This is a genomic window from Mycolicibacterium celeriflavum, from assembly GCF_010731795.1.
GTDB classification, from domain to species: Bacteria; Actinomycetota; Actinomycetes; order Mycobacteriales; family Mycobacteriaceae; genus Mycobacterium; species Mycobacterium celeriflavum.
On record NZ_AP022591.1, the window covers coordinates 1,592,091 to 1,614,766 of the forward strand.

Genomic DNA, 22,676 nt, shown 5'->3' on the forward strand with positions numbered 1-22,676 from the left:
CTCGGTCTGACAACCTATCTCGGTTGATTCGGTACACCGGGGAACAACTGCACGCTTGGACCCGACGTCACATAGCCCAGCTGTTTCGTCAGGAGGTGCGGTGCGAACACAGCACCGTAGAGGACGTTTCCGACGACGACGACGGAAACAATGGACACGATCGCCGCCTGGACCCGTGTCTTCGACACCTTGTCGGCCAGCATCTCGATCACATTTCGCCCCTGCGAATCCGTGCGGCCGAGCAGGTACGTGAACACCATCATCTGAATGCCCATCGCGATGGCGTCATAGATCGGGTACTGGTGCAGCGTCCCCTCGAACAGCCCGAGTCCGGGAATCACGTAGGCGTAGTAGAAGACGCCGAGCCGGGCGCCGAGGCCACCGTTGAACAGCAAGGCCCAACAGAAGCCCACGGCGAAGCCGACACTCAAGAGCGTGATCGGCGCGCGCCATCGAAACCGCACGCTCACTCGTCGGCCGAGCGCTGCACCGACGACGGCCGGAATGCAGAAATAGCCGATGTAGCCCAACGGGACCGACGACGGCAGCCCACCCCACGTCATGTTCAACGACCACCAGGACGGCATGCGGGGAAGCGCGGGCGGGAACTGCGCGTACATCGCCCAGTCGTAGGGCGCCTCGATCCAGGAGAACGAAATCGCCGAAATGCACAGCAGCAGTAGCGGGTGCAATCGCCCGCGGCGAACGCTCAAATAGATTCCGGCGACGGTGAACCCGATGCCACTGAGCCACCCGAAAGCGTTGGCCGCTGCCAGTAGCGGCGTCAGCTCGGTGTTCATCGGTCGCGATCGTCACCCGCGGCGCCGCGCGCTTCGGGATCGAAGTAGAGGACCAAGCCGAAGATCAGGACGATCAACCCGAAGAGCGTTCCGAGCATGATGAGTTGGCCCACGGCCACACCCCTTCCGTACGACGGTTAATAGTGCACACTATTACAGCGGCGAGGTCAAGGACCGCTATCGTGATCACCGATGCCCCAGCGAGGTTCGCCCAAGAAGTCGGCCAAGTCCGCAGGGTCGCCGACGTCCGTTCGTCGGCCCCGAGGCGAGGCGCGCCGGCTCCTGCTCGACGCCGCCCGCGAACTGTTCGCTCGCCAGGACTACCGGGCCACGACAACTCGTGAGATCGCCGAGGCCGCCGGAGTGACCGAGTATCTTCTGTTCCGCCACTTCGGCTCCAAGGCCGGCCTGTTCCGCGAAGCGCTCGTGCTGCCGTTCACCGAGTTCGTCGCCGACTTCAGCAAGACGTGGCAGGCCGTGGATCCCGAGACAACCGACGAAGAGGAACTGTCGCGGCAGTTCGTCGGGCGTCTCTATGACGTCCTCGTCGACCACAAGGGTCTCTTGCTCACCCTCGTCGCCTCCGACGGCCTCAGTGAGGAGGAGAGCGAAGGCGCCGGTATCGCCGACATCAGGCGAGCGCTGGCCCTGCTGGGCCAGATCAGCGCAGAAGGTATGCACCTTCGCGGAATGCACTCGGGTCAGCCGGATCTGCCGGCTCACTCCACGGTGGCGATGATCGTCGGGATGGTAGCGCTGCGGTCGACCTTCTTCGGGACCAAGCCGCCGCCACGGGAGGCGATCGTCGACGAACTCGTCCAGGCGATCCTGCACGGCTTCCTGCACCGACCGTAGCTCGTGCCGACGTCAGGCGATCGGTGTGAAGGTGATGTGGAGTTCGCTGAGCCCCCGCATGATGAAAGTCGGCTCGTAGGTGTAGCTGCGGTTGTCGGCCGGGCCGTGGTGTTCGGCGGAGATCGTGATATCGCGCATCCGGTCGAGGATCCTGTTCAACGAGATTCGTCCTTCGGCGCGAGCCAGCGGCGCCCCGGGGCAGCTGTGCACGCCCCGGATGAACGCGATCTGCTCTCGCACATTGGGACGGTCCGCTCGGAACGTATTGGGATCGGGGAACTTCCGTTCATCGCGGTTGCATGCCCCCGGCAGCAGCATGACCGTCGTACCCGCAGGTACCTCGACGTCGCCGACCTTCGTCGTCGTACGCGCCATCCGGAAGTGTGATTTCACCGGGCTTTCCATCCGCAGCGTCTCTTCGAGGAAGGCCGGAATCTTGCTGCGGTCGTCGCGCAATTCCTTCTCGGATCCCTCGTTGTCACCGATGAATCGGACTGCCGAGCTGACCAGTTTCGTCGTCGTCTCGGTGCCCGCAGCGAACAGAAACGTCGACAGATTCATGACGTCCTCGATATCGGGCGTCGACCCGTCTTCATGCTTGGCCTGTGCGAGTTCGGTCAGTACGTCTTCGCGCGGTGAGCGTCTGCGGTCTTCGATGTAGGCGTAGAACTTCTCGTCGAGCCACTGCAGCGGATTGTGGGACGTGGGCGCCTCCTTACCCAACTCGCCGACGGTCTCCAGCGCGAACACCGCCTTGAACTCGTCGTGGTCCTCCTGCGGCACACCGAGCAGGTCGGCGATGACCAGCAGCGAGAACGGCTTTGCGTAATCGCCGAGGAACTCACAGCCGCCCTCCTCGATGAAGATGTCGAGTTGCCGGTCAGCCAGCCGCCACATGAAGTCCTCGTTTTCCTTGAGGCGCTTCGGGGTGATCAGCTTGTTCAGCAAGCTGCGCGTGCGGGTGTGCACCGGCGGGTCCTGTGACGTGATGTGTTCGGCCATCGGAACGGCGTCGCGATGCTGTTCGATGAGCTCCGTGACATCGTCGGTTTCACCCGGCCCGAAGGGCATACCGGAGAACGGCCCGGCGACCGAAACGCATGACGAGAAGGCCGGGTCTTTGTAGACAGCCAGCGCTTCGTCATAGCCGGTGACGGCCAGCACATTGAACGCGGTGGCCCTGGCCACCGGACATCTCGACCGCAGGTGCTCGAAGTACGGGTACGGGTCCGAGACAAGGGATTCGTCGGTGAAGAAGTCCACGGTCTCGTAATCGGTCACGAACGGCTCCTCACCGCGTCGAACAGCACGGGCACCGCGGTCGGCGACCGGAATACCTGTCCCCGCACGTGCGGATCGTCACCGTCGGGATCGAGTCGCAGATTCGGCAGCCGGTCGAGCAGCAGATTGACGGCCGTCCGCATTTCGAGGCGGGCGAGGTGCATGCCGAGGCAGACGTGGACGCCGTGGCCCCACGCGAGATTGCTCTTCTGCGGACGGAAGATGTCGAATTTGTCGGGGTCCGCGAAGCGGTCGTCCTGGTGTGTGGCCGAACCCAACATCGGCATCACGGTCGCGCCCGCAGGGATCGCCACCCCACCGAGAACGGTGTCCTTGGTTGCCACACGCGTGATGGTCAGCAGTGGCGGTTCCCATCGCACGCCCTCCTCGATGGCCTGGGGAAGCAGGGAGCGGTCGGCGCGGATCGCGTCGAGTTGGTCCGGGTGGGACAGCAGTGCGAAGAGCAGACTGCCGAGCGAGCGGTATGTCGTCTCAACGCCGGCCGGCAGAAGGAGCCGAAGGAACGAGAAGATCTCCTCGTCGTCGAGCTTTTCTCCGTCGATTTCCGCCGCCGCGAGTGCACTGATCAGATCCTCGCGCGGCTCGGCCCGGCGGGCTTCGAGGATCGGTGCGAAGTATTCGCACAGCGCAGCCGAGGCCGCAAGACCCCGTTCCGGGTTCATCAGCCAACTCAACAGCGAGATCGACCAGCGCTGGAACTGCGGATAGTCCTCCTCTGGCAGGCCGAGCAGGCCCGCGATGATCTGGCTCGGATAGTCGAAAGTGAATTCCTTCACCAGATCTGCCTTGCCGTTGGGCGCAAACTTGTCGATGAGGCTGTTGGCCACCCGGGCGACGAGCTCGTCTTCCCAACGCGCCAGGGACTTCTGCGCAAACGCTTTCGAGACGAGTCCACGCAGCCGGCCATGGATCGGCTCGTCCATGCCGAGCATCACGCCTTGGCCGAGTACCGGACCGAAGGCAGCGATGACGGCAGCAGACGAGAAAGTCTCGTTGTCGCGCAGCATCTGCTGGATGTCCTCGTGGCGATACACGATGAACATCGGCAGCGACTCCTCGTGCGGCAGCGCACCGGATGTTTCGAGTCGCTGCACCGGCTCCTCGCGGCGGATCCGCGCCAGCTCCGTGTACGGGTCACGAACGTCGCCGGAGATCGCGTCGTCGAAGGATCCGAAGTCTTCGAGGTCATCGAATAGGTCTGACAAGTGTGCTCCTACTATTGGGCCGGGTAGGCAACGGATTTCACTTCGGTGTACTGGTCGAAGCCGGCCGTGCCGTTCTGCCGTCCCACACCGCTGGCCTTGTATCCGCCGAACGGCGTGTCTGCGCCGTAGCCGACGGCGCCGTTGATGCCGAGGAACCCCGCCCGTAGCCGTCTGGCCACGGCGAGACCGTGCTCGATGGAACCGGCCATGACGTTTCCTGCAAGCCCATACGGGCTGTCGTTGGCGATGCGCACCGCGTCGTCCTCGTCGGTGTACGGGATGACCGCCAGCACAGGTCCGAAGACCTCCTCCTGCGCGATGGTCATCGCGTTGTCGACGTCGACGAAAAGCGTTGGCTTGACGAAGAATCCCTTGTCCAGTCCTTCGGGCTTCTCGGGGCCGCCGACCACGAGTCGGGCTCCTTCGTCGATACCCTTCTGAATGTAGGTTCGGATCCGGCCGCGCTGCTTGTCAGAGATGACGGGTCCGCAGAGCGTGCCGGGGTCCTGTGGATCTCCGGGCGCCTGACTTTGGTAGATGCCCTTGAGGATCTCGACGCCTTCGTCGTAGCGCGACCGCGGCAACAGCAACCGTGTCGGGTTCGCGCAGCCCTGTCCCGCATGCATGCACGGTGCGATGCCCATCATGCAGCCCAGGGCGAAGTCAGCGTCCTCCAGCACGATCGTCGCGGACTTGCCGCCGAGTTCGAGGAACAGGCGCTTCATGGTCGCGGCGCCCTTTTCCATGATCCGCTGCCCGACGACGGTGGAACCGGTGAACGAGATGAGGTCGACCTTCGGCGAGAGCGTGAGTTCCTCGCCGACGAAGTGGTCCGACGCCGTCACAACGTTCACTACACCGGCTGGGATATCGGTCTTCTCGGCGATCAGCCTGCCGAGCCGCGTGGCGTTGTAGGGGGTGTTCGGCGCCGGCTTGAGCACGACGGTGTTGCCGGTTCCCAGCGCCTGGCCGATCTTCTGGATGGTGACCTCGAACGGGAAGTTCCAGGGGACAATCGCACCGACGACACCCGCGGGTTCGCGCCACACCCTGCGCGTGGTGTTCATTCCCGTCACCGACACCATGGCATCGCCGAGCAAGGTCTCCCAAGGGTATTCATCGATCAGCTTGGCCGGATACCGCAGCCCGTCGGCAAGCGGCGCATCGAGCTGCGGCCCGTAGGTGATCGAGCGCGGGCAACCGACCTCGAGGATCAGCTCTTCGCGCAACTCTTCTCGTTCGGACTCCAGCGCCTCCTGCAGCTGCAGGAGGCATCGTTGGCGGAACGCGTGATTCGTCGACCAATCGGTCTCGTCGAAGGCGCGACGCGCGGCGTCGATGGCACGGTGCATGTCGCTTTTGGACGCGTCGGCCACCTCACCGAGCACTTCCTCGGTCGCCGGATTGATGTTGGTGAAGGTGCCGGCCTGCCCATCGACGAGCTTGCCGTCGATCATCATCTTGGTCTCGAAGCGCACTGCGGGGCTGTCAGCCACTCTCGTCGCTCTCCTGGGTGTTCTCCTCTGGCGCTCCCATGGTCGCGGCCGACGTGCCGCCCAAAGCGCCGAATCGCGGTATTCCCATCATCAGCCGGGTCACCGTGTGCATTGCGGCGCCGGGCAGCATCCGGTTGGCGATCAGTAGCATTCGCGCATCGGGGCCGACGCAATGTCGCACGAATGGCTTGTCGCTTTCCAGCGCCTGCGCGAGTCCTGTGGCGAAGCGGGCCGGCGACTTGGCAGCCCGCCTCATCGCCTCGCGACCCCGCTTGTCCATCGTCCGGTGGTGGCGGGCGTAGGGGCCGTCGAGGACGCGGTTGTCCGTGGTGCCGGCGTCGGTGATGATCTCGGTGTCATAGGTGCCCGTCACCAGGATCGTGACCCCGATTCCGAACGGGGCGACCTCACTGGCCATCGATTCGCCCCAGCGCTCGAGGGCGCCCTTGACCGCCGAATACGCTGCGGTCGCGGGCATTCCCCGAATCCCACCCGCACTCGAGATCAGCACGATCCGCCCGCGCCCCGCCGACCGCATCGACGGCAGTAGCACCTTCGTCAACGCGACCGGCCCGAAGATGTTGGTGGCGAACATGCGTTCCCAGAGGCTCATCGGGGCTTCCTCGACCATTCCGGCCGCGGAGATTCCCGCATTGTGAACGATGGCGTACGGGGCGCCGACGGCTTCGGTGATCGACTTGGCCGCCGCGGTGACGGACGCCAGGTCGGTGAGGTCGAGCGTGACGCCGATGAGGCGCGGATCGCCCTCGGCAGCAGCGGTTTCCGTGCGCAACGCCGCCATGCCCGCATCGACCGACCGCATCGCGGCGACGACCCGCCATCCTTGCCGGTACAGGTGCGCCGCGGATGCGAGGCCGAGCCCCCGGGATGCGCCGGTGATGACGACTGATCGGGGTTCAGACATCAGCGATCACTCGTTGCGCACCTGTTGCTCTTCGAACCCAGCTCGACATCGGGGCGACCGTCCGGCAGACCCTGCTGCCAGGTCGACCACTTTCCGACCGAGTACGGACCTTCGGCGCCGTTCTCCTCGTAATACCCCTGCGGGTCGTACACTTTGGCCTCTGGATAGGGCCACGGGCAGGCGACGGACGTCGCCAGGCCGCTGGCCTTGATCGCCCAGAACCATCCGCCGTAGGCGAAGTACGACACGTTGATGATTGCGAACATCACGAGGAACGTGCCGAGTACCGGTTTCGTGGTGAACAGCCGGGCCTTCGCGGCGAGCTTTTCCGCCATCGACTTTCCGGTGTCGTCGCGGTACACGAGGATCGCCGCGGGGATCATCACGAACGTCACCGACAGCGACTCCCAGATCAGCGGGAACTGGAAGGTGGTGCCTCCGAACATCGTGCCGAACGGGATCGCCTGCGAGTAGATGTACAGCCCCGTGCGCACGAGGCTGATCTCCAGGATGGCGTCGAAAATGAAGCCGATCACCAGCACCAGTCCGCCGAGGCTGATCAGCGGGTGCCGGCTGACGAACGCCTCGGGGCCGCGCTTGGCCTGCATCCGGCGCAGAATCCAGATCGCCGGGAAGTACGGCCCGAAGTAGAACAGGACGTAGCCGAACACGATGAACGGTTCGACGGTCGGCGACATCATGATCAGCGGCCAGGATTCCGGCCAGTGCAACAGCATCGGGTTGTACACCGCGTACGGTGACCAGTTCATGATCGGGTCCTGCCACACGATCAGCGTGGTGACCAGAACCATCAGCAGTACCGGACTTCCAGGATTCGTGCGCCAGCCGCGGATGAACGCGACGGTGAACACCACGACGATGATCACGGCGCCGACCTGCGGGATGATCTGCCACTGATCGAACGCCGTCAGAAACTCGACCGGGCGGGGCCGCCCCTTGACGTTCGGGTTGGCCACCCGTGGGTCGACGTCCGTCCGCCCGACGGCTGCGAACAGGCCCAGGAAGCCGAGCCACGCCAGCAGCGAGATCACCCGGCCCCAATTCGGGCCGTTGCGCGGGCTCGGTGAATCCGGCGCTTTCTCAGCAGGTTTGGATTCCTGTGTGGTCATCTCATGCCTCGCCGAAGCGATCCACCAGGTGCGAGTTGACGCCGTCGGCGTCGAGGGTCCGAGCGACGAGATATCCGGAGCCCATCCAGGCGCGACGCGTCCACTTACCCAGCGACACACGGGTTCCCGGCGCGCCGGAGGCGGCAGGCATCATCTTGACCCGTTCGAGCGCCTCCTTGACCCCGCGCGGACTCAGCGGATGCGCATCGGTGAAGGCGCGCACCAGTGTCGCGGCGACGTCGCGGTTGACCACCGTGACACAGAACTCGGGACGGCTGCCGTTGTATTTCGCCGCGTAACGATCGAGGAAGTCCTGCCCGATCGGGTTCTCCTCGTCGTACTGATCGATCCCGACCCACCCCATGAACGCGTTCCACATGATCGGGTTCACCCACGCGTTCTGGAAGGCGGTGGTGGTGAAGCGCGGCGGATCCCAGTCGACGGCCTCGAGTGCCGGGTTGACGAACACGATGCCGAAGCCGAACCCGAGATGCACGATCGCCTCGGCCTTCGCGTCGTGCAGGGTGCGCACCGCCTCGCTGATGTCCTGCGCGGTCTGGGCGATCGCCGCCTCCGCAACGATCCGAATTCCCTTCCGCCTACAGGCGCTCCGGAGATTCTTCAGATAGCTCTCGCCGATGAGGTTCTGCTCGACCAGGACACCGATCTCGGTGAGTCCGCGCTTGGCGACCAGGTCGGCGAGGAATATCGGCTCGTCGGTCATCGATCCCTGCGGGAAGGCGAACGTCCATTCGCCCAGCCAGTCGTCGGTGCCGGTGACGCTAATCGCCGGCACCTTGAAGCGCTCCTCGATCGCCTCGCGAAGCGGTACGCAGTTGTCTGTGATGTTCGGACCGAAAACCACCAGGCAGCCCTCGTCGACGAGTTCGCCGTAGGCGTCGATCACCGCCTTGACCGAACCTTTCGGAAGACCTTCGACCTCGCGGTAGATCATCTGCACCGGGCGATCCATCAGGCCCTGTTCGACGGCTTCGGAGAAGATCAGGTCGAAACACTGGGTGAAGGACGCGAACAGGTCTTCCGGAAAGCCGGGAGGCAGCGTGAAGTCCATCAGATAACCGACCTTGATCGGCTCAGCAGTGCTTTCGTAGGACACCCGACCTCCCGGGAGGGTCACGACCTAATATTTGTTCAGACCTTAGCGGGGCCGGCCGGTACCGTCAATCAACGTCGGCCGCGCCGAGGTAGACGTCGATCATCTCGTCCAGACCGCGGCCGACCGAGGCGTCGTCCGTCAGGGGCCCCGCGATCGCCGCTCTGGCCGCCTCGCGCATGGTCAACCCCTCGACGATGAGCCGGCCCGCCGCGATGAGCACCCGCGTCGACGCGACTTCGCGCAGTCCCCCGGTCTCGAGGCGCCGAATCGCCTGACCGAACTTGACGAGTTCGACGGCGGTCGCGTGCTCCACTCCCGATTCGTGGGCGACGATGCCCTCTTCGACGTCCGGCTCGGGGAACCCGAACTCGATGGCGACCATGCGCTGCCGCGTGGAGTCCTTGAGATCCTTGAGAACGCTTTGGTAGCCGGGGTTGTACGACACGACGAGGCCGAAACCCGGTGCCGCGTCGAGGGTGACCCCGAGGCGTTCGATGGGTAGTTGCCGCCGATGGTCGGCAAGCGGGTGCAGCACCACCGTGGTGTCCTGACGGGCTTCGACGACCTCGTCGAGGTAGCAGATCGCCCCCTCCCGCACCGCGTGGGTCAACGGCCCGTCCACCCAGACCGTCTCATCGCCCCGCAGCAGGTACCGGCCGACCAGATCGGCGGTGGTGAGGTCGTCGTGGCACGCCACTGTGATGAGCGGTCGACCGAGGTCGTGGGCCATCGCTTCGACGAACCGGGTCTTGCCGCAACCGGTCGGCCCTTTCAGGACCAGCGACAGACCCTGGCGATAGGCCGCCTTGAACACGGCCTCCTCGTTGCCCACCTGCCGGTAATACGGGCGCGACGGGTCGGCCTCTGGCATGGCGCCATTCTGGTACGCGACACTGGGCTCGGCCCCCATAACGCCCCTTTCGCCATCCGCGTCGTTGCGGTGGATTGCCAGCCTAATCGGAACAGATGTTTGTTTCAAGCACGTTGATCGTTGGCGCACAAGCGATGTCACGACACGCGCCGCAGCACCTCCGCAGACCGGATAGCCGACCGGAAGAGTGGCCCGACGATGCCTGCCAGTTGTTCGGGGCGCGCGATGGTGGCGTGTGCGGTATTCCCGAAGACCTTCCTCAGTGTTTCCACGTCGGTGCCGGCGCCCACGGTCAGGCAAACACAACCCGTCCCCCGGCGGCGGGATTCGGTCAGCGCGCGTCGCGCATCGGCAGCGCCGTAGGCACGCTCGTAGCCGTGGTCGTATGCCAGGCCGTCGGAAACCACGACCAGCAGGCGCCGTGACGTGCCACCGCGCGTTTCCAGGACTGCCGTCCCGTGGCGGATGGCGGCGCCCAGACGGGAATACGCGCCCGGTTCGAGGCTGTTCAGCCGTCGCATCATTCGCGCATCGAGATGGTCATCGAATCGCTTGACGGGCAACAGGTTCACAGCGGAACGGCCCTGCGAGTTGTAGGCGTAGAGCGCCACGCGATCGCCGAGGTCGTGCAGCGCGACGGTGAGATCGGCGATCACCGTCCGTTGCTGCTGATGGACCGTCCGACCCACCGTTCCCGGCTCCGCGGTCGACCCGGAGACATCGAGCAGCAGCAGCACAGACAGGTCGCGCCGCCGTCGCAGGCTGTCGAGATAGACCGCCTCGTCGGGCACTGATCCGGCTCGGACTTCGACGCGGGCCTCTACTGCGGCGTCGATGTCGATGTCGTCACCCTGGGACTGCCGATGACGGCGATGCAGGCCCATGCCCAGCCGCGCGAGCGGACGCCGGACTCCGATCGCACCATCGATCGCGTCGGCGGCCGACCCCTTGATCTTCGGCTCGAGCTCGCGCACGGTGCACCAGTCCGGCCGGTAGCCTCTGCGCTCGGCGTCCCATTCCGGGTACGTGAATCCGTGCGGCGTGATGTCCGCGACGTTCTCCGACGAGGTTGTCGCCGTCGACGCCACCGCGAGAGCGCCGCGGTTGGCCGAGTTCGTGCGGTGGGTCGGAGTGTCGGCACCGGGCGGCCCGCCGCCGTTTCCACCGGACTTGCGTGCCGATGACAACAACTTCTTCAGCCACTTGCCGATGAAGCCGCCACCTCCAACGGGATTGGTGAACAGGTCGGGATCGTCGCTGTCGTCGACCTCGCCGTCGTCGAGTTCGTCCAGCGCCTGCCTGCTTTCGCGCCGGGGAATGTGAGCGGCGGTCTCGCTCTCCACGCGTTCGGCGGCTCGACTGCCCGCCGCCATCACCCTCTTGGCCCGGATGACACCGAATGCTGCGGATGGATCGCCCAGCGTGTCCTTGCCCGACGCGATGGACAGCGACATCTCGGCTGAGTCGCTGCGATTCGCGGTTGCGGGATCCGCCATGGAACTCAGCACGCCCGGCAGCACCTCACCGTTGGCGGCGAGCGCCCGGTGTCCCTCCAGGACCAGATACCGCTTGGCCACCCGCGGATGCCGGACCAGTGCGCTGACAATGTCCGGGGCCAGGCTGTCCGCGGCGATCAGCGAGGCGTGCACCGCCACCGATTCGAGGTTCTCGCGCCGGCGAGCCGACGGATCGACGAAGATCGTCTGCCCATCGCTCCACGAGGGCTCGCCTGGATCGAGCGGCGCCACCGCGACGGCCCGTCCGGCGAGCGCGGACGCCAGCATTCCCAACGCCTGCAGGTGCTCACCTTCGGCGTGGTTCACCGCGATCACCCCCGACCAACAGCTCGTTGACCAAATATCTGTTCCACCGTAGAGTCCGGTCCTACTGGAGTCAATCGATGAGCCGGGCGGCCCCCGCGCCTCGCTCACGCCTTCCCGCAGCTGGGACGGCGGTCGGTAGGATCTCGTTCAGTTGTCGTAGCCGATGACGCGAGGGAAGGTACGCAGTTCGCGATGGCCGACGCCGACGCCGTGAGGCGGAAACCGAGAAGTAGCCGGCCTGCCGCCAAGAAGGGGGAGCGCGCCGCGAAGCTCACCGCCGTCACCGACGAACCGGCGGCCGACGCGACGCGGCGCACGGAGATCCTCAAAACCGCGAACGCCGTCATCGCGACAACAGGCTTGCGCACGTCGCTGCAACAGATCGCCGACGCCGCGGGCATTCTCGCGGGCAGCCTCTACCACCATTTCGACTCCAAAGAAGCAATACTCGTCGAGCTGATCCGGCGGTATCACGCCGACCTGGACCGCGTCGGTGAGTTGGCGCTCAAGCGTCTCGACGAACCAGATCCGCAGCCGGTCGCCGAGCAGATCACCGAGCTCGGATGTGCGATCGCCAACTGCGCCGTAGAGCATCGAGCCGCCCTGCAGATGTCGTTCTACGAGGGGCCGAGCTCAGACCCCGAGCTGATGGAGTTGACGCAGCGTCCGCCGTCGACCATCCAGGCGGCGATGTTGCAGGCATTGCGGGCCGGACGCTGGAGCGGCTACATCCGATCCGACCTGGACCTTCCCACCATGGCCGACCGGGTCTGCCAGAGCATGCTGCACGTCGGCCTGGACGTCATCCGGCACAAGGCGTCGACGAACGAACTGGCCACGTTGAAGAGCCGGATAGCTCTCGAGGGTCTCGCCGTCGACGTGCCCTCCGATTCCGACCTGGACAAGTCGAACGCTTTCGCGGCCGCCGAGAACGTCATCAAGAGTTGGGTCGACACCGAAGACGACAGTGACCTCAAGGCGGCCCACGTGCGAGCAGTGGCCCGGGCCGAGTTCGGCCGCCGCGGGTACGAGATGACGACGATCCGGGACATCGCGTCCGCCGCCGGGCTGGGCACCGGCACGGTGTACCGCGTCATCGGCTCGAAAGACGAGCTACTCATGTCGATAATGCTGGAATTCGGACACAAGGTCGGCGGCGCGTGGACGGACATCGTGCGGTCAGACGCCACCACGGTCGAGAAGCTCGACGCACTGAGTTGGCTGAACATCAACGCACTCGACCAGTTCCCCGACGAGTTCCGAATCCAACTTGCCTGGCTACGTCATACACCCCCGGACACCGCGAATCCCGCATGGTCGTTCACTACACGTATTCGCCAGATGAAAGCTCTTCTCTCCGAAGGTATTCGAGCCGGGGAGATACGTAACGACAGTCCCGCTGCCGATATGCTGGCCCGCTGCATCATCGGTGAGCAATGGATTCCGGAGAACATCCTCCAACGAATCGGCGCGCGGAACGCGCTGCTCCTGGCCCGCGACACCATTTTGCGGGGCATCAGCGTCCGCGAGTCGTGAGGCGCAGGAAGATTTTTCACGAGTTCGGCAGGACGACCGGAAGACTGCCCCACCCCCGCACGCTCGAGGTGTGCGCCATGGCCGCGTTCTCCAAGTCGATTTCCCACTCGGGCCACCGCTTGAGCATCTCCTCGAGCGCGACGCTGGCCTGCATCCGGGCCAGCGACGAGCCCAGGCAGAAATGCAGTCCCTGTCCGAAGGACAGATGCGGCCCGATGCGGTGGATGTAGAAGCTCTCACCGTCCGGGTAGTTCCGTTCGTCCCTGTTGGCTGAACCGTTGAGCAGCAACATGACTGAGCCTTCGCCGATTGTCTGTCCGTATACTTCGGTGTCCTGAGCGACATAGCGTGCCTGCACCGGCGAGGGCGACTCGTAGCGCAGCACCTCCTCGATCGCCCGTGGGATCAACGAGAAGTCCTCGACGAGTTCTCTGCGTTGGTCCGGATGCTGGGCGAGGAGCTGGGCGATGAAGCCGATGAGGCGGGTCGTCGTTTCGTTGCCCGCGCCGGCGATCATGCTGGTATAGGTCAGGACCTCGATGCGGGTCAACGCCCTCAGCTCTCCGCCGTCCTCGATCTGGGCATTGAGCAGCTGAGTCATCAGATCGTCGGATGGATGCTCGGCGCGCCACTCGATATAGTCGGCGAAAAGTTGGTACGAGTTCTCGAAGGTGGCCGCCGACACCGACCGGAAGCTGCCCTCCGTCAACCCAATTGACGCATCTGTGGTGTCCCGGATCTGCTGCTGCCCTTCTTCGGGTATGCCCAACAGATAACCGATTGTCCGCATCGGAATCAACGCACCGAAATCCGAGATGATGTCGAACCGTGAGGCGCCGGCCAGTGAATCAAGCGCCCGCACACAGAACTGGCGGGTCAGCGGCTCGATGGCCTCCATCCGACGGGGTGTGAAAACCTTCGACAGCACCCGCCGATGCAGATCGTGCAGCGGGGGGTCTTCGAACAGGATCACACCGGGCGGCACGTCGACACCGCTCTTGATGACGTCCATCGTGGTGCCCTTGCCCGACCGGTACGTGTCCCAGTTGTGCAGTTCGCGAGCCACGTCCTCATAGCGACTCAGCGCGTAGAAGTCGTACTTCTCGTTGTAATACAGCGGGGCCTCGTCGCGCATCCGCTTCCAGATCGGGTACGGGTCGTCGTCGATGGCGAAGTCGAACGGATCGTAGTACAGGTCCGTGGTGCTTGCGGTCATCGGCTGCTCTCCTTTATCAGTCGACTGCATGGCGCGGCAGTCTGTTCGGCAGGTCGAGCGAGCTGAGTAGGCCGGCGGGCGCCTCAACCACATAGGGAATGACATTGACAACCCGCATCGCGGTGGCGGTCATCGCTGCGTGGCCCGCGGCGTGCCCCTCCCCCGCTCCTACGTTCATCGCGCAGTGGATGGTGCGCCGCTGTCGGCTGCACGCATGTCGAACCGCAGCGTGAACATCAGCGCCGCATCCAGACCGAAGGGCTCACGGCGACCGACTATAACCTAATTTTTGTTCTCGTTCGTTCTAATAGTGAATGCTATCTTCGGGCGCTCGGGTTCACCCTACGCGGGTGAGGGTGAACGGCATCTCGATGTCGAGCACCTTGTTGAATCCGCAGGCACCACTGGGTCCTTCGGTCTTGTCCCAGCCTGTGTACTTATTGCGGTCCTGGGGATAGCCGAGCCAGAACACCCATGTCTGCTTACCGGGATAGGCGGTACCGTCGATGCAGGGCTCCCAGTTCTCCACGATCCGGCTGACCTTCCAGCGGCCGCTCATATAGACCAGATCCGAACTCCATCCCTGGTCGCTTGTCACCCGGCCGGTGCAATCCTGATAGGTCGTGCACGTCGAGGTGATCGTCCACGTCTGGGTCACGCTCAGCTCATCGTGGCGCGAGTCGTTCGTTTCGGCCCACCGGCCGTCGGAGAACGCGGTGAAGACGCCGTTGAGCGCGATATCATCTCGCGCGTGCGCATCAGGTGCGCCGGATATCGCCGCGATGACGGCTGCCGCAATCGCCATCATCCGAACCATCATGGCCCCGCCTCGTAGATCAGGTCCTGCCATGACTTGGGGCTCTCGACGAGATCGGTTTGGCGGCCGACGGTTCCATCCGGTGTCGAGTATTGGCCGCTCTGTGGGTCATAGTGGGCAATCGCGACGGATGGACCCGGCGCGGACGGGCCGGTGCCGAAGGCACTCGGCGCCGCTGGCACCGCACCCGCCGGTGACGCCTCCGCGGCCGCCGGCGCCGTGGCTTCCTCCGGCGCCCCGGCTTCCGGCGGCAGGGGCGGAATCGCTCCCGGCGGCAGAGTCGGAATCACGGCCCCCGGCAGCGGAGGGGTGATCGCCGGGCCCGGCGGCACCGGACCACGCGGCACCGCTCCGGGCGGGAGCGGAGTGCCTTCGACCGGGGCGAACAGGTGCTCGTCGGCCCTGACGCGGTCGTCGGGAAGCACGCCCTGCGCAATCAGGTTCGGATCGATCGGGTATGGGCCGAGAGTGTGCTGCCGCATCGCGAGCGGTTCGTAAGGCTTGTCGCTGTAGCAAATTTCGACGGTCGGCGCTCGTTTACCCGGCACGCCCATACAGGGCGCGTTGCGGGCGCCCCGCACGACGATCGGCGAGTCCTGCGGCAACTTGCAGTACAACCCGTCCGGCGTGTCGATGGTGGTCAGATCCGCGGGATTGCGCCATTCCGAGGGTGGTAGAAATCCGACCGTGCACGGGTTGGGGTCGGCGATTTGAATGCGGAAGTCGCCGAGCGCGATACCGGTCGGGTTGTTCTGAGGAGCCGAAGACTGCACATTGGCGACGAACGGAGGCAACAACACGAGCACCTGTTCGAGCGAGGGGCGATAGGTCACCGCCACCTGACCGAAGGTGGTCATGTTGGCCAGCAGCACCGGCAGGGTCGGCTTGATCTGCTCGAGCAGTCGGGCGGCCTCGTTCGCGGCGGGCGGCCCCTCGGTGAGCAGCGTGCGCACCTGCGGGTCGTTGACGACGACCTGGTCCGTGATTCCCGCAAGGCTGCGGGCCCACAGGCGTAGTGCATCCGTCGTCTGAGCTTGCGAATCGAGCAGGGGCACTGCATCTTCGATCAATCTCGGCGAGCGGTCGGCATCGCGATTCAGGGCTTCCGAGAGCGTGGCCGACGAATCGATCAGCGACCCCATGTCGTAGCCCGCCCCGCCGAAGGCCTCGAACGACTCGTCGATCAGCTCGTTCAACTGCCCCTTCGGGATACTTGCGATCAATGTGTTGACCTGATCCAACATCGGGCTGACCGGCTGGGGAATCATGGTGTCGGCCATCGGGATCACCGACCCGTCTTGCAGGTAGGGCGGTGAGTCGGTGCGCGGTAGCAGTTCGACGTACTGTTCGCCGATCGCGGAGACGCTGCGCACCTCGGCCTGCAGATCGGCGGGGATCTTGGGTGATGTGTCGAGCCGGAGAGTGGCCGTGGCATGCGTGCGGGACACATCCATCTCGGTCACCTTGCCGATCTGCACACCGCGGTAGGTGACGTTGGCGAAGCGGTACAGCCCTCCCGAAGCAGGCAACTGCAGGGTCACTGTGATTTTCCCGATGCCCAGCAGGGTGGGCACCTGCATGTAGACGAACACCATCGCGAGCACACCGACGATCGACGCGATCGTGAAGATCACCAGTTGGATTCGGACCATACGGGGGCAGCATCAGCCACCGCCCCCTGGGTCCCAAGGCGCGGGCGCCGCATTCGGAATCGGACCGAACGGCGGCGAAGTGCCCACTCCCAGCGGGAATTTCGTGTAATACGCGTCGTATCCAGGGTCGCCCGGCGCGGGGATCAGCGACGCCCGGTCCTGCCCGAGGCGGGTGCCGAGAAGCAACCCGCGTTTGATTCTGGCGTTGGTCCAGTCGATCGTCACCCAGAGATTCACGTAGTCGCCGCGGACACCGCGGTCGATCAGGTTCTGGGTCAGTGGGAACGTCGGAAGCCACGCGATCGCGGTGTCGATCTCGGGTCCTACGTCGGCGAGCGCACGCAACGTCGGCTCCAGGTTTTGCAGATTTTTCACCAGATCGGTTTGCGTGTCGTTGATCAAGCCGGTCACCGTGTCGCTGAACTGCCCCAAGCGTTCCAGCGCGGTGGTGAATCTGGGCCGCTCCCGTAGCAGGACGTCGAGCGCCGGCGGAATTTTGTTCAGTGCCCGGGTGAGCACTTGCTGCTGGTCGCCAAGCCGTTGCGAAAACCTGTTCAGTTCCTCGATCGTCGCGATGATGTTGTCGCGCTGCCGGTAGAGGGTTCCGACGAAGGTGTCCAGGCGGGTGATCAGGTCGCGCACCGAACCTTGGCGTCCCGACAGCGCAGCGTTGAAGTTGGCGATGATGTCACCGATCTGGCCCAGTCCGCCACCGTTGACGACCGCCGCCAACGACGACAGCGTCTGCTCTGTCGACGGATAGGTCGACGTCTTGTCGAGGTGGATCGTGGCGCCGGGGGCCAGCCTGCCGCTGGGCGCCTCGCCCGGTGGTGGATCGAGCGCGACGTGCATCGACCCCAATAGGCTGGTCTGTCCGACCGTCGCGATGGCGTTGGCGGGCACCGCGACGTCGGGCTTCACCGACAGCTCGAGGTCGATATGCCAGCCGTGCAACGTCATCTTGCCCACGCTGCCGACCACGACGTCGTCGATCATCACGGGTGAATTCGATTCCAGCGTCCCGACATTCGCGAGCTCGGCGTGATACACACTGGCGTCGGACCCGCGGCCCACCGCACCGGGAAGCGGCAACGAGTTGACGCCCTGGAACGAGCATCCGGTGACCGCCAGCATGATGCTGAGTCCGGTCGCCACCATCCGCCGGGCGATCATGGTGGCGTCCCGTCGTTCGGCACCGGTGGGGCCGCCGCCGGAGCGTGGGGCTGCTCGGCCGGTAACAGCATGTCCTGCAACGTCGGCGGGTTATGTGCGGCGGGAGCCGGTGCTGGTGTTGGAGCAGGAGTGGGCCCGAAACCCGGAGGGGGCGGCACGTCGCCGACGCCGGTGTAGGCCGACACGGCGGGCGGCTCCTCGGGCTGGTCGTCCGTCGGCCCGCCCGCACCGGGCATCAGGCTCGGTTCGGTGTAGCGCAGCATGTGCGGCGGCGGGTTCGAGGACATGAAGAGGCTGAACGGGAATGGCAGGTTGTTGAAGCTCGCGGTGCGCAATCCGGGCCCGAGATATTGCGAACACAACTTGGCCGTCGACGGTGCGGTGATGTTTCCGAGTGCCCCGATCATGCCGCAGACCAACCACACCGGGTTCGACATGTTGTTGAGCACGAACACGCCACTGGCCGCGCCAGTGCGGGGGTCGAACATGTTCACCGCGTTGGCGATGGAGTGCGGTGCGATGTGCAACACGTTCTCCAGAGCCATGCGGTGCTCGGAGAGGTTCTGCAGTACGTTGGCCAGTCGTTGGATCTGTTCGGCGGTCTGGTCTCGCGTACCCCGGATGAACCGGGTGGTGTCCCCGACGACGTCGGCGAGGTTCCGTAGTGCGCCGTCCAGATCGGATCGGCTCTCGTCGACAACGCTCGTCAACGTCGCGAACCTGTTCTGGAACTGCACGATCTGTTCGTTGCTGTCCCTCAGCGCGGTGACGAACATCTGTAGGTGAGCAATCGTGTCGACGATGTTGCCGCTGCCGTCGGCGAGTATTCGGCCGACGCCGGACAACTGCGCCAGCGTCTGACGTAGTTTGTCTCCGTTGCCGTCCAGTGCGGTCGCCGCGCTGTCGATGAACCGACCCACCGAACCGGTCGACATTCCGTTCGCAGGGCCCAGATCCGTCGCAAGCCGCATCAGCTGCTCTTTGACTTCGTTCCACTCGACCGGGACCGCGGTGCGCTCGACCGGGATCACCGCGCCGTCGGCCATTGCGGGCCCCGATTCGTATGCAGGCGTGAGTTGAACGTAGCGGGCCGAGACGAGGTTCTGGGCGACGATCACCGCCTTGGCATCGGCGGGGACCCTGATGCCGTGGTCGACGGACAGTGTCATCTGCGCGTGGGTTCCGACCGGCCGGATGGACTCGATGCTGCCCACTTTGACCCCGGCGATGCGTACCTCGTCGCCCGGGTAGATCGCGGTGGCGGTGGTGAAATAGGCGGTGACAGTGGTGGGCCGTAGTACCGTCTGCCGGATCAGGACGATGACGCCACCGATGAGGACGGCCACCAGCGCCGCCGCGACCGCACGCTTCATGAATCGGTTCATCGCGGCGGCCCCCACTGCTCGTGGGGCTGTGGGATCCCGTTGTAGGGGAACGGGAGTTCGGCGCGAGGCCCGGCGTTGTCGGGCGGCTGGCCCGCATTGACCCCGCGACGGAACCCGAATGCGTAGTCGAAGAACGGCTGCAGGATCGGCGCCATGTCGATATTGGGAATGTAGGCCTGGTAGTACGGACCGTTGCCGATGGTCTCGCCCAGCGTCGTTTGGAACTTCGCCAGCCCGGGAAGGGCTTTCGCGATGTTGTCTCGGTTCTTCTCCAGTACCTCGGTGACTCGGTTGAGCTTCTCCAGGCTGGGAGCGAGCTCCTGCTCGTTGTCGGCGATGAGCCCGGACAAGTGTGTGGACAACGCCGAGGTGTGCGCGAGCAGCTCGACGATGGCGTAACGCCGTGCCGACAACACCGCCACCAGGTCGTTGGCGTTGAGGATCAGCGTGTTCACCTGCTCGCTACGATCCGACAGGATCTTGGTGACGTCGGCGCCGTTCTCGAGCAAGTCGCCGAGCGTGTCGTCGCGGTCGTTGATCGCCTGGGACAACCGGGTCAGCCCGTCGAACGCGGGGCCGAGTTGCGGAGCGACCTGGTCCAGGGTGGCCGACAAGGTGTCCAGCGATTGGTTCAACGAGGCGGTGTCGGTGCCCGCGGTGTTGGTCGTCAACTCGCTGACCGCCTCGGTCAGAGAATACGGGGACGCGGTGCGCGACAACGGGATCACGTCCATCGGGTGCAGGGTTTCGGTGCCCTTCGATTCCAGGGTCACGACCCGCTCGCCCAGGAGCGTTCCGGTGCGCACGTGTGCCGTCGTGTCCGAGCCCAGCGATACCGATCCGTCGATCGTGAACGTCACGACCGCGTTTCGGCCCTCCAGTGCGACGTTGGACACGGTCCCGACCTTGATCCCCGAAACCGTCACGTCGTTGCCGGCAGCCACCCCGCCGGCATCGGCGAACTGTGCCTGATACCGAACCGCCGTAGCCCACGACACCAACCGTTCGGGGGCGAGTCCGACGGCTATGACGAGCACGATCAGCACCACGCCGATGACGCCGGCGCGGATGAGTTGTCTGCCACGGTATTTCAACATCAGGGCTCGGTGCACCTCCCGGTTTCCTGCCTGATCCACGGAAAGACCGCCGTGCGGCCCTGCAGGTCAGTCACCCGCCACTTGAGCTCGCAGATGTAGTAGTTGAAGAAACTGCCGTAGGACCCGGTGCGGATCAGTTTGCGGTAGTTCTCGGGCGCTTTCTGCAGAGCGGTGTCGATCCGGTCCTTCTGGAAGTCGAGGTTGTTGGCGAGCCGGTTGAGTTGATCCACAGTGCCAGCCAGTGGTGCCCGCGCATCGCCGAGCAGATCGGCCACCGACGCCGTACCGTTGTTCAGTGAATCGATCGCCGTGCCGATCGGATCCCGTTCTGCGGCAAGCTGGGTGACAAGCTGCTCGAGACGATCGATCGTGCCGGAGAACTTGTCACCTTCTCGGCTGAGCGTGGCGAGCAGTGTGCGCAGATTGTCGATCAGCGCCTGGATCGTCTGGTTGTGCTCGGCCAACGCGGTGGTGAACCCCGAGGTGTTGGTCAACAGAGATTGAAGTGTGCCACCCTGGCCCTGAAAGATCTGGATCAGCGACGCCGACAATGTGTTCACGTCTTCCGGGTTGAGGCCTCGGATAACGGGTTTGAGGCCGCCGAGCAACAGATCCAGGTCGAGTGCCGATTGGGTGCGTTCCCTCGGAATCTGAGAGCCGGGGGGCAGTGGTGTTCCTTCCGGCCCTTCGAGCAGTTCGAGATAGCGATCGCCGACCAGGTTCAGATAGCGCACCGCCGCGCGGGTTCCGGTGGTCAGCCGGACGTTCGGGTCGGCGTCGAACGTGACGATCACCGTCTTGTCCGGTTGCAGTTTGACGCTGTCGACCGTGCCGACCCGCATACCCGCCACCCGCACCGACTGCCCCGCCTCGAGCCGCGACGCATCGGCGAACACCGCGGAATAGCCTTTGGTGCTGCCTGTCCGGTACTGGCCGAAGATGAAGAACAACGACGCGGTGAGCAGTGACATCGCCACCGCGAAGATGCCGAACTTCACCAGTGTCGGACGTAGTGAGCGCCTCATCCGGGCTGTCCGATCTGCGCGGTGTTGCGGGGCGGTCCGGCAGTTTCGGTGTCGGGGAACATGATCTGTTTGATGATGTCCGCGTTGAGGATGATGCCCGGGTAGGTGCGTCGCCAGGGGTTCGTTCCGGTATCGGCGACCACGTAGGGTGCGACGCCTTCGAACGGCATCTTCGGCAGTCCGGTGCACTGCGGGCCACCTTCGGCGCCTGCCTTCGGCAGATCCAGCGGATAGCGGTAACGTTCCTGCGCCCAAAGGAAACCGGCCAGCACCTCTACTCCGGGCTCCTTCAACGGCGGCAGGTAAGACGCCTCGACCATGCCCGCCAGGGCGCACCACAGCGCCTGGTTGTACTCGTTGGTCAGTTCGGTGGTCGGCACCAGCAGTCGCACGACATCGGTCAACGGCTGGCGGTTCTGGCCGATCACCTCGTTGCCGATGTCGGCCAGACCGATGACGCTCACCAGCGCCGCGTCGAGATTATCTTCCTCCTCGACCAGCGTTTCGCTGATGTCTGCCGCGTTATCGGCGATCGCCACGAAATCCGCTGTCGCATCGGCATATCCGCTCAGCACATTCGGGGCGAGTTCCAGATCGCGGCTCAGCGCAGGCAGGCTGGGCTCCAGTTTCGCGAGGTAAGAATCCAGGTCGGAGAGCATCTGGCCAAGCCTCTGCCCTCGGCCGGACATGGCAGAGGCGATGGCACCCAGCGTCGCGTTGAGCTTCGCCGGTTCGATTGCCGACAGGACCGAGGTCAGCTGCTCGAAGACGGTGTTCATCTCGACCATCACGTGCTGCGCCTCGATCACCTGACCGGCGTGCAGCGATTGCGGTGATGGCTCGTCGGGGAAGACGAATTGCACCTGCTTCGCACCGAACACCGTCGGCGATGCGATGTCCACCAGCGCATTCGCCGGGATCGCATCGAGTCGCGAGGGATCCATCGCGAGGTGGATCGCCGCCTCACCGCTGGGCAGTTCTTCGATCGACGCGACTCGTCCGACCTGCACCCCGCGTACATCAACCTTCGCGTCCGGATTCATCACCAGACCGGCACGCTGAGAAATCACCGTTACCGGCACAGTGTCAGAGAAGCCGCCCCGAAACAGGTTCGCCGCCAACACGAACACCGCCACGGCCAAAACGATGGAGACCAATCCGACGAATGGACGCAGCAGATGCCGTCTCACCGAACGACCCCGCTTTCGCACCCGAGGCGCTCGGAACCGCACCACGCCGCTCGGTATGACA

19 protein-coding genes and 1 pseudogene are annotated in these 22,676 nt (G+C 64.8%); 2 read left to right on the top strand and 18 right to left on the bottom strand.

Features of this window, described 5'->3' with window-relative positions; genetic code table 11:
- Positions 1–14: 14 nt before the first annotated feature.
- A complete protein-coding gene (locus G6N18_RS07810) occupies positions 15–800 on the bottom strand; it encodes a spirocyclase AveC family protein (protein ID WP_082999811.1) in 786 nt (261 codons plus the stop codon).
- Between the two features lie 192 nt (positions 801–992).
- On the opposite strand from G6N18_RS07810, the gene G6N18_RS07815 reads away from it, so the two are divergent.
- Positions 993–1,655, top strand: a complete 663-nt coding sequence (locus G6N18_RS07815) for a TetR/AcrR family transcriptional regulator (protein WP_082999810.1) — start codon at positions 993–995, stop codon at positions 1,653–1,655.
- A gap of 12 nt (positions 1,656–1,667) precedes the next feature.
- Here the strand turns inward: G6N18_RS07815 and G6N18_RS07820 are convergent, their stop codons facing one another.
- The 8 genes from G6N18_RS07820 to G6N18_RS07855 form a co-directional block, all read right to left on the bottom strand.
- Positions 1,668–2,936: a cytochrome P450 gene (locus tag G6N18_RS07820; RefSeq protein WP_082999809.1), complete on the bottom strand. Its 1,269-nt coding sequence runs from the start codon at positions 2,934–2,936 to the stop codon at positions 1,668–1,670.
- Positions 2,933–4,162: a cytochrome P450 gene (locus tag G6N18_RS07825; protein ID WP_082999808.1), complete on the bottom strand. Its 1,230-nt coding sequence runs from the start codon at positions 4,160–4,162 to the stop codon at positions 2,933–2,935. Before G6N18_RS07825 ends, G6N18_RS07820 begins: the two co-directional genes overlap by 4 nt.
- Before the next feature lie 11 nt (positions 4,163–4,173).
- On the bottom strand, positions 4,174–5,622 hold the full coding sequence (locus tag G6N18_RS07830; protein WP_083000003.1) for an aldehyde dehydrogenase family protein: 1,449 nt from the start codon (positions 5,620–5,622) through the stop codon (positions 4,174–4,176).
- Between the two features lie 28 nt (positions 5,623–5,650).
- The gene (locus tag G6N18_RS07835; protein ID WP_082999807.1) at positions 5,651–6,583 is read right to left on the bottom strand and encodes an SDR family oxidoreductase; all 933 of its coding nucleotides are present in this window, start codon (positions 6,581–6,583) and stop codon (positions 5,651–5,653) included.
- Positions 6,583–7,713, bottom strand: a complete 1,131-nt coding sequence (locus G6N18_RS07840) for a spirocyclase AveC family protein (protein WP_082999806.1) — start codon at positions 7,711–7,713, stop codon at positions 6,583–6,585. Before G6N18_RS07840 ends, G6N18_RS07835 begins: the two co-directional genes overlap by 1 nt.
- Position 7,714: 1 nt before the next feature.
- The gene (locus G6N18_RS07845) at positions 7,715–8,830 is read right to left on the bottom strand and encodes an ABC transporter substrate-binding protein (RefSeq protein ID WP_082999805.1); all 1,116 of its coding nucleotides are present in this window, start codon (positions 8,828–8,830) and stop codon (positions 7,715–7,717) included.
- A 64-nt stretch (positions 8,831–8,894) separates the two neighbouring features.
- Entirely contained in the window at positions 8,895–9,740 is an 846-nt protein-coding gene (locus tag G6N18_RS07850; RefSeq protein ID WP_082999804.1) for a CbbQ/NirQ/NorQ/GpvN family protein, read from the bottom strand.
- Between the two features lie 98 nt (positions 9,741–9,838).
- Positions 9,839–11,485 (bottom strand): nitric oxide reductase activation protein NorD, encoded by a 1,647-nt coding sequence (locus G6N18_RS07855; RefSeq protein ID WP_083000002.1) that lies wholly within the window; start codon positions 11,483–11,485, stop codon positions 9,839–9,841.
- Between the two features lie 231 nt (positions 11,486–11,716).
- On the opposite strand from G6N18_RS07855, the gene G6N18_RS07860 reads away from it, so the two are divergent.
- Positions 11,717–13,060: a TetR/AcrR family transcriptional regulator gene (locus G6N18_RS07860; protein WP_067225071.1), complete on the top strand. Its 1,344-nt coding sequence runs from the start codon at positions 11,717–11,719 to the stop codon at positions 13,058–13,060.
- Between the two features lie 16 nt (positions 13,061–13,076).
- Here G6N18_RS07860 and G6N18_RS07865 read toward each other — a convergent pair whose 3' ends face one another.
- The 9 genes and pseudogenes from G6N18_RS07865 to G6N18_RS07905 all read right to left on the bottom strand — a co-directional run bounded on the left by G6N18_RS07865 (position 13,077) and on the right by G6N18_RS07905 (position 22,615).
- Complete coding sequence (locus G6N18_RS07865) at positions 13,077–14,276, bottom strand: cytochrome P450 (RefSeq protein WP_082999803.1); 1,200 nt, start codon at positions 14,274–14,276, stop codon at positions 13,077–13,079.
- Between the two features lie 16 nt (positions 14,277–14,292).
- Positions 14,293–14,466 (bottom strand): annotated as a pseudogene (locus G6N18_RS24500) (dihydrodipicolinate reductase); the annotation flags it as partial.
- A 147-nt stretch (positions 14,467–14,613) separates the two neighbouring features.
- Positions 14,614–15,081: an Rv2253/PknI dimerization domain-containing protein gene (locus tag G6N18_RS07875; RefSeq protein ID WP_234783731.1), complete on the bottom strand. Its 468-nt coding sequence runs from the start codon at positions 15,079–15,081 to the stop codon at positions 14,614–14,616.
- A gap of 11 nt (positions 15,082–15,092) precedes the next feature.
- A complete protein-coding gene (locus G6N18_RS07880; protein WP_082999802.1) occupies positions 15,093–16,745 on the bottom strand; it encodes an MCE family protein in 1,653 nt (550 codons plus the stop codon).
- A 12-nt stretch (positions 16,746–16,757) separates the two neighbouring features.
- Complete coding sequence (locus G6N18_RS07885) at positions 16,758–17,918, bottom strand: MCE family protein (RefSeq protein ID WP_109749336.1); 1,161 nt, start codon at positions 17,916–17,918, stop codon at positions 16,758–16,760.
- Positions 17,915–19,291 carry an MCE family protein gene (locus tag G6N18_RS07890; RefSeq protein ID WP_234806067.1) on the bottom strand — a complete coding sequence of 459 codons (1,377 nt, stop codon included), beginning with the start codon at positions 19,289–19,291 and terminating at the stop codon, positions 17,915–17,917. Before G6N18_RS07890 ends, G6N18_RS07885 begins: the two co-directional genes overlap by 4 nt.
- Positions 19,292–19,299: 8 nt before the next feature.
- On the bottom strand, positions 19,300–20,400 hold the full coding sequence (locus G6N18_RS07895) for an MCE family protein (protein WP_082999999.1): 1,101 nt from the start codon (positions 20,398–20,400) through the stop codon (positions 19,300–19,302).
- On the bottom strand, positions 20,400–21,425 hold the full coding sequence (locus G6N18_RS07900; protein ID WP_082999801.1) for an MCE family protein: 1,026 nt from the start codon (positions 21,423–21,425) through the stop codon (positions 20,400–20,402). Before G6N18_RS07900 ends, G6N18_RS07895 begins: the two co-directional genes overlap by 1 nt.
- Positions 21,422–22,615 carry an MCE family protein gene (locus G6N18_RS07905; protein WP_407663557.1) on the bottom strand — a complete coding sequence of 398 codons (1,194 nt, stop codon included), beginning with the start codon at positions 22,613–22,615 and terminating at the stop codon, positions 21,422–21,424. The genes G6N18_RS07900 and G6N18_RS07905 overlap by 4 nt, the downstream gene beginning before the upstream one ends.
- Positions 22,616–22,676 lie beyond the last annotated feature (61 nt).

Bases quoted from the DNA above. Each gene is read 5' to 3' on its own strand.
- G6N18_RS07840 (WP_082999806.1), bottom strand. From the start codon at position 7,713: ATGACCACACAGGAATCCAAACCTGCTGAGAAAGCGCCGGATTCACCG.
- G6N18_RS07890 (WP_234806067.1), bottom strand. From the start codon at position 19,291: ATGAAGCGTGCGGTCGCGGCGGCGCTGGTGGCCGTCCTCATCGGTGGC.
- G6N18_RS07880 (WP_082999802.1), bottom strand. From the start codon at position 16,745: ATGGTCCGAATCCAACTGGTGATCTTCACGATCGCGTCGATCGTCGGT.
- G6N18_RS07895 (WP_082999999.1), bottom strand. From the start codon at position 20,400: ATGTTGAAATACCGTGGCAGACAACTCATCCGCGCCGGCGTCATCGGC.
- G6N18_RS07885 (WP_109749336.1), bottom strand. From the start codon at position 17,918: ATGATCGCCCGGCGGATGGTGGCGACCGGACTCAGCATCATGCTGGCG.
- G6N18_RS07850 (WP_082999804.1), bottom strand. From the start codon at position 9,740: ATGGGGGCCGAGCCCAGTGTCGCGTACCAGAATGGCGCCATGCCAGAG.
- G6N18_RS07860 (WP_067225071.1), top strand. From the start codon at position 11,717: ATGGCCGACGCCGACGCCGTGAGGCGGAAACCGAGAAGTAGCCGGCCT.
- G6N18_RS07865 (WP_082999803.1), bottom strand. From the start codon at position 14,276: ATGACCGCAAGCACCACGGACCTGTACTACGATCCGTTCGACTTCGCC.
- G6N18_RS07815 (WP_082999810.1), top strand. From the start codon at position 993: ATGCCCCAGCGAGGTTCGCCCAAGAAGTCGGCCAAGTCCGCAGGGTCG.
- G6N18_RS07810 (WP_082999811.1), bottom strand. From the start codon at position 800: ATGAACACCGAGCTGACGCCGCTACTGGCAGCGGCCAACGCTTTCGGG.
- G6N18_RS07830 (WP_083000003.1), bottom strand. From the start codon at position 5,622: ATGATGATCGACGGCAAGCTCGTCGATGGGCAGGCCGGCACCTTCACC.
- G6N18_RS07855 (WP_083000002.1), bottom strand. From the start codon at position 11,485: ATGCTGGCGTCCGCGCTCGCCGGACGGGCCGTCGCGGTGGCGCCGCTC.
- G6N18_RS07900 (WP_082999801.1), bottom strand. From the start codon at position 21,425: ATGAGGCGCTCACTACGTCCGACACTGGTGAAGTTCGGCATCTTCGCG.
- G6N18_RS07835 (WP_082999807.1), bottom strand. From the start codon at position 6,583: ATGTCTGAACCCCGATCAGTCGTCATCACCGGCGCATCCCGGGGGCTC.
- G6N18_RS07875 (WP_234783731.1), bottom strand. From the start codon at position 15,081: ATGGCGATTGCGGCAGCCGTCATCGCGGCGATATCCGGCGCACCTGAT.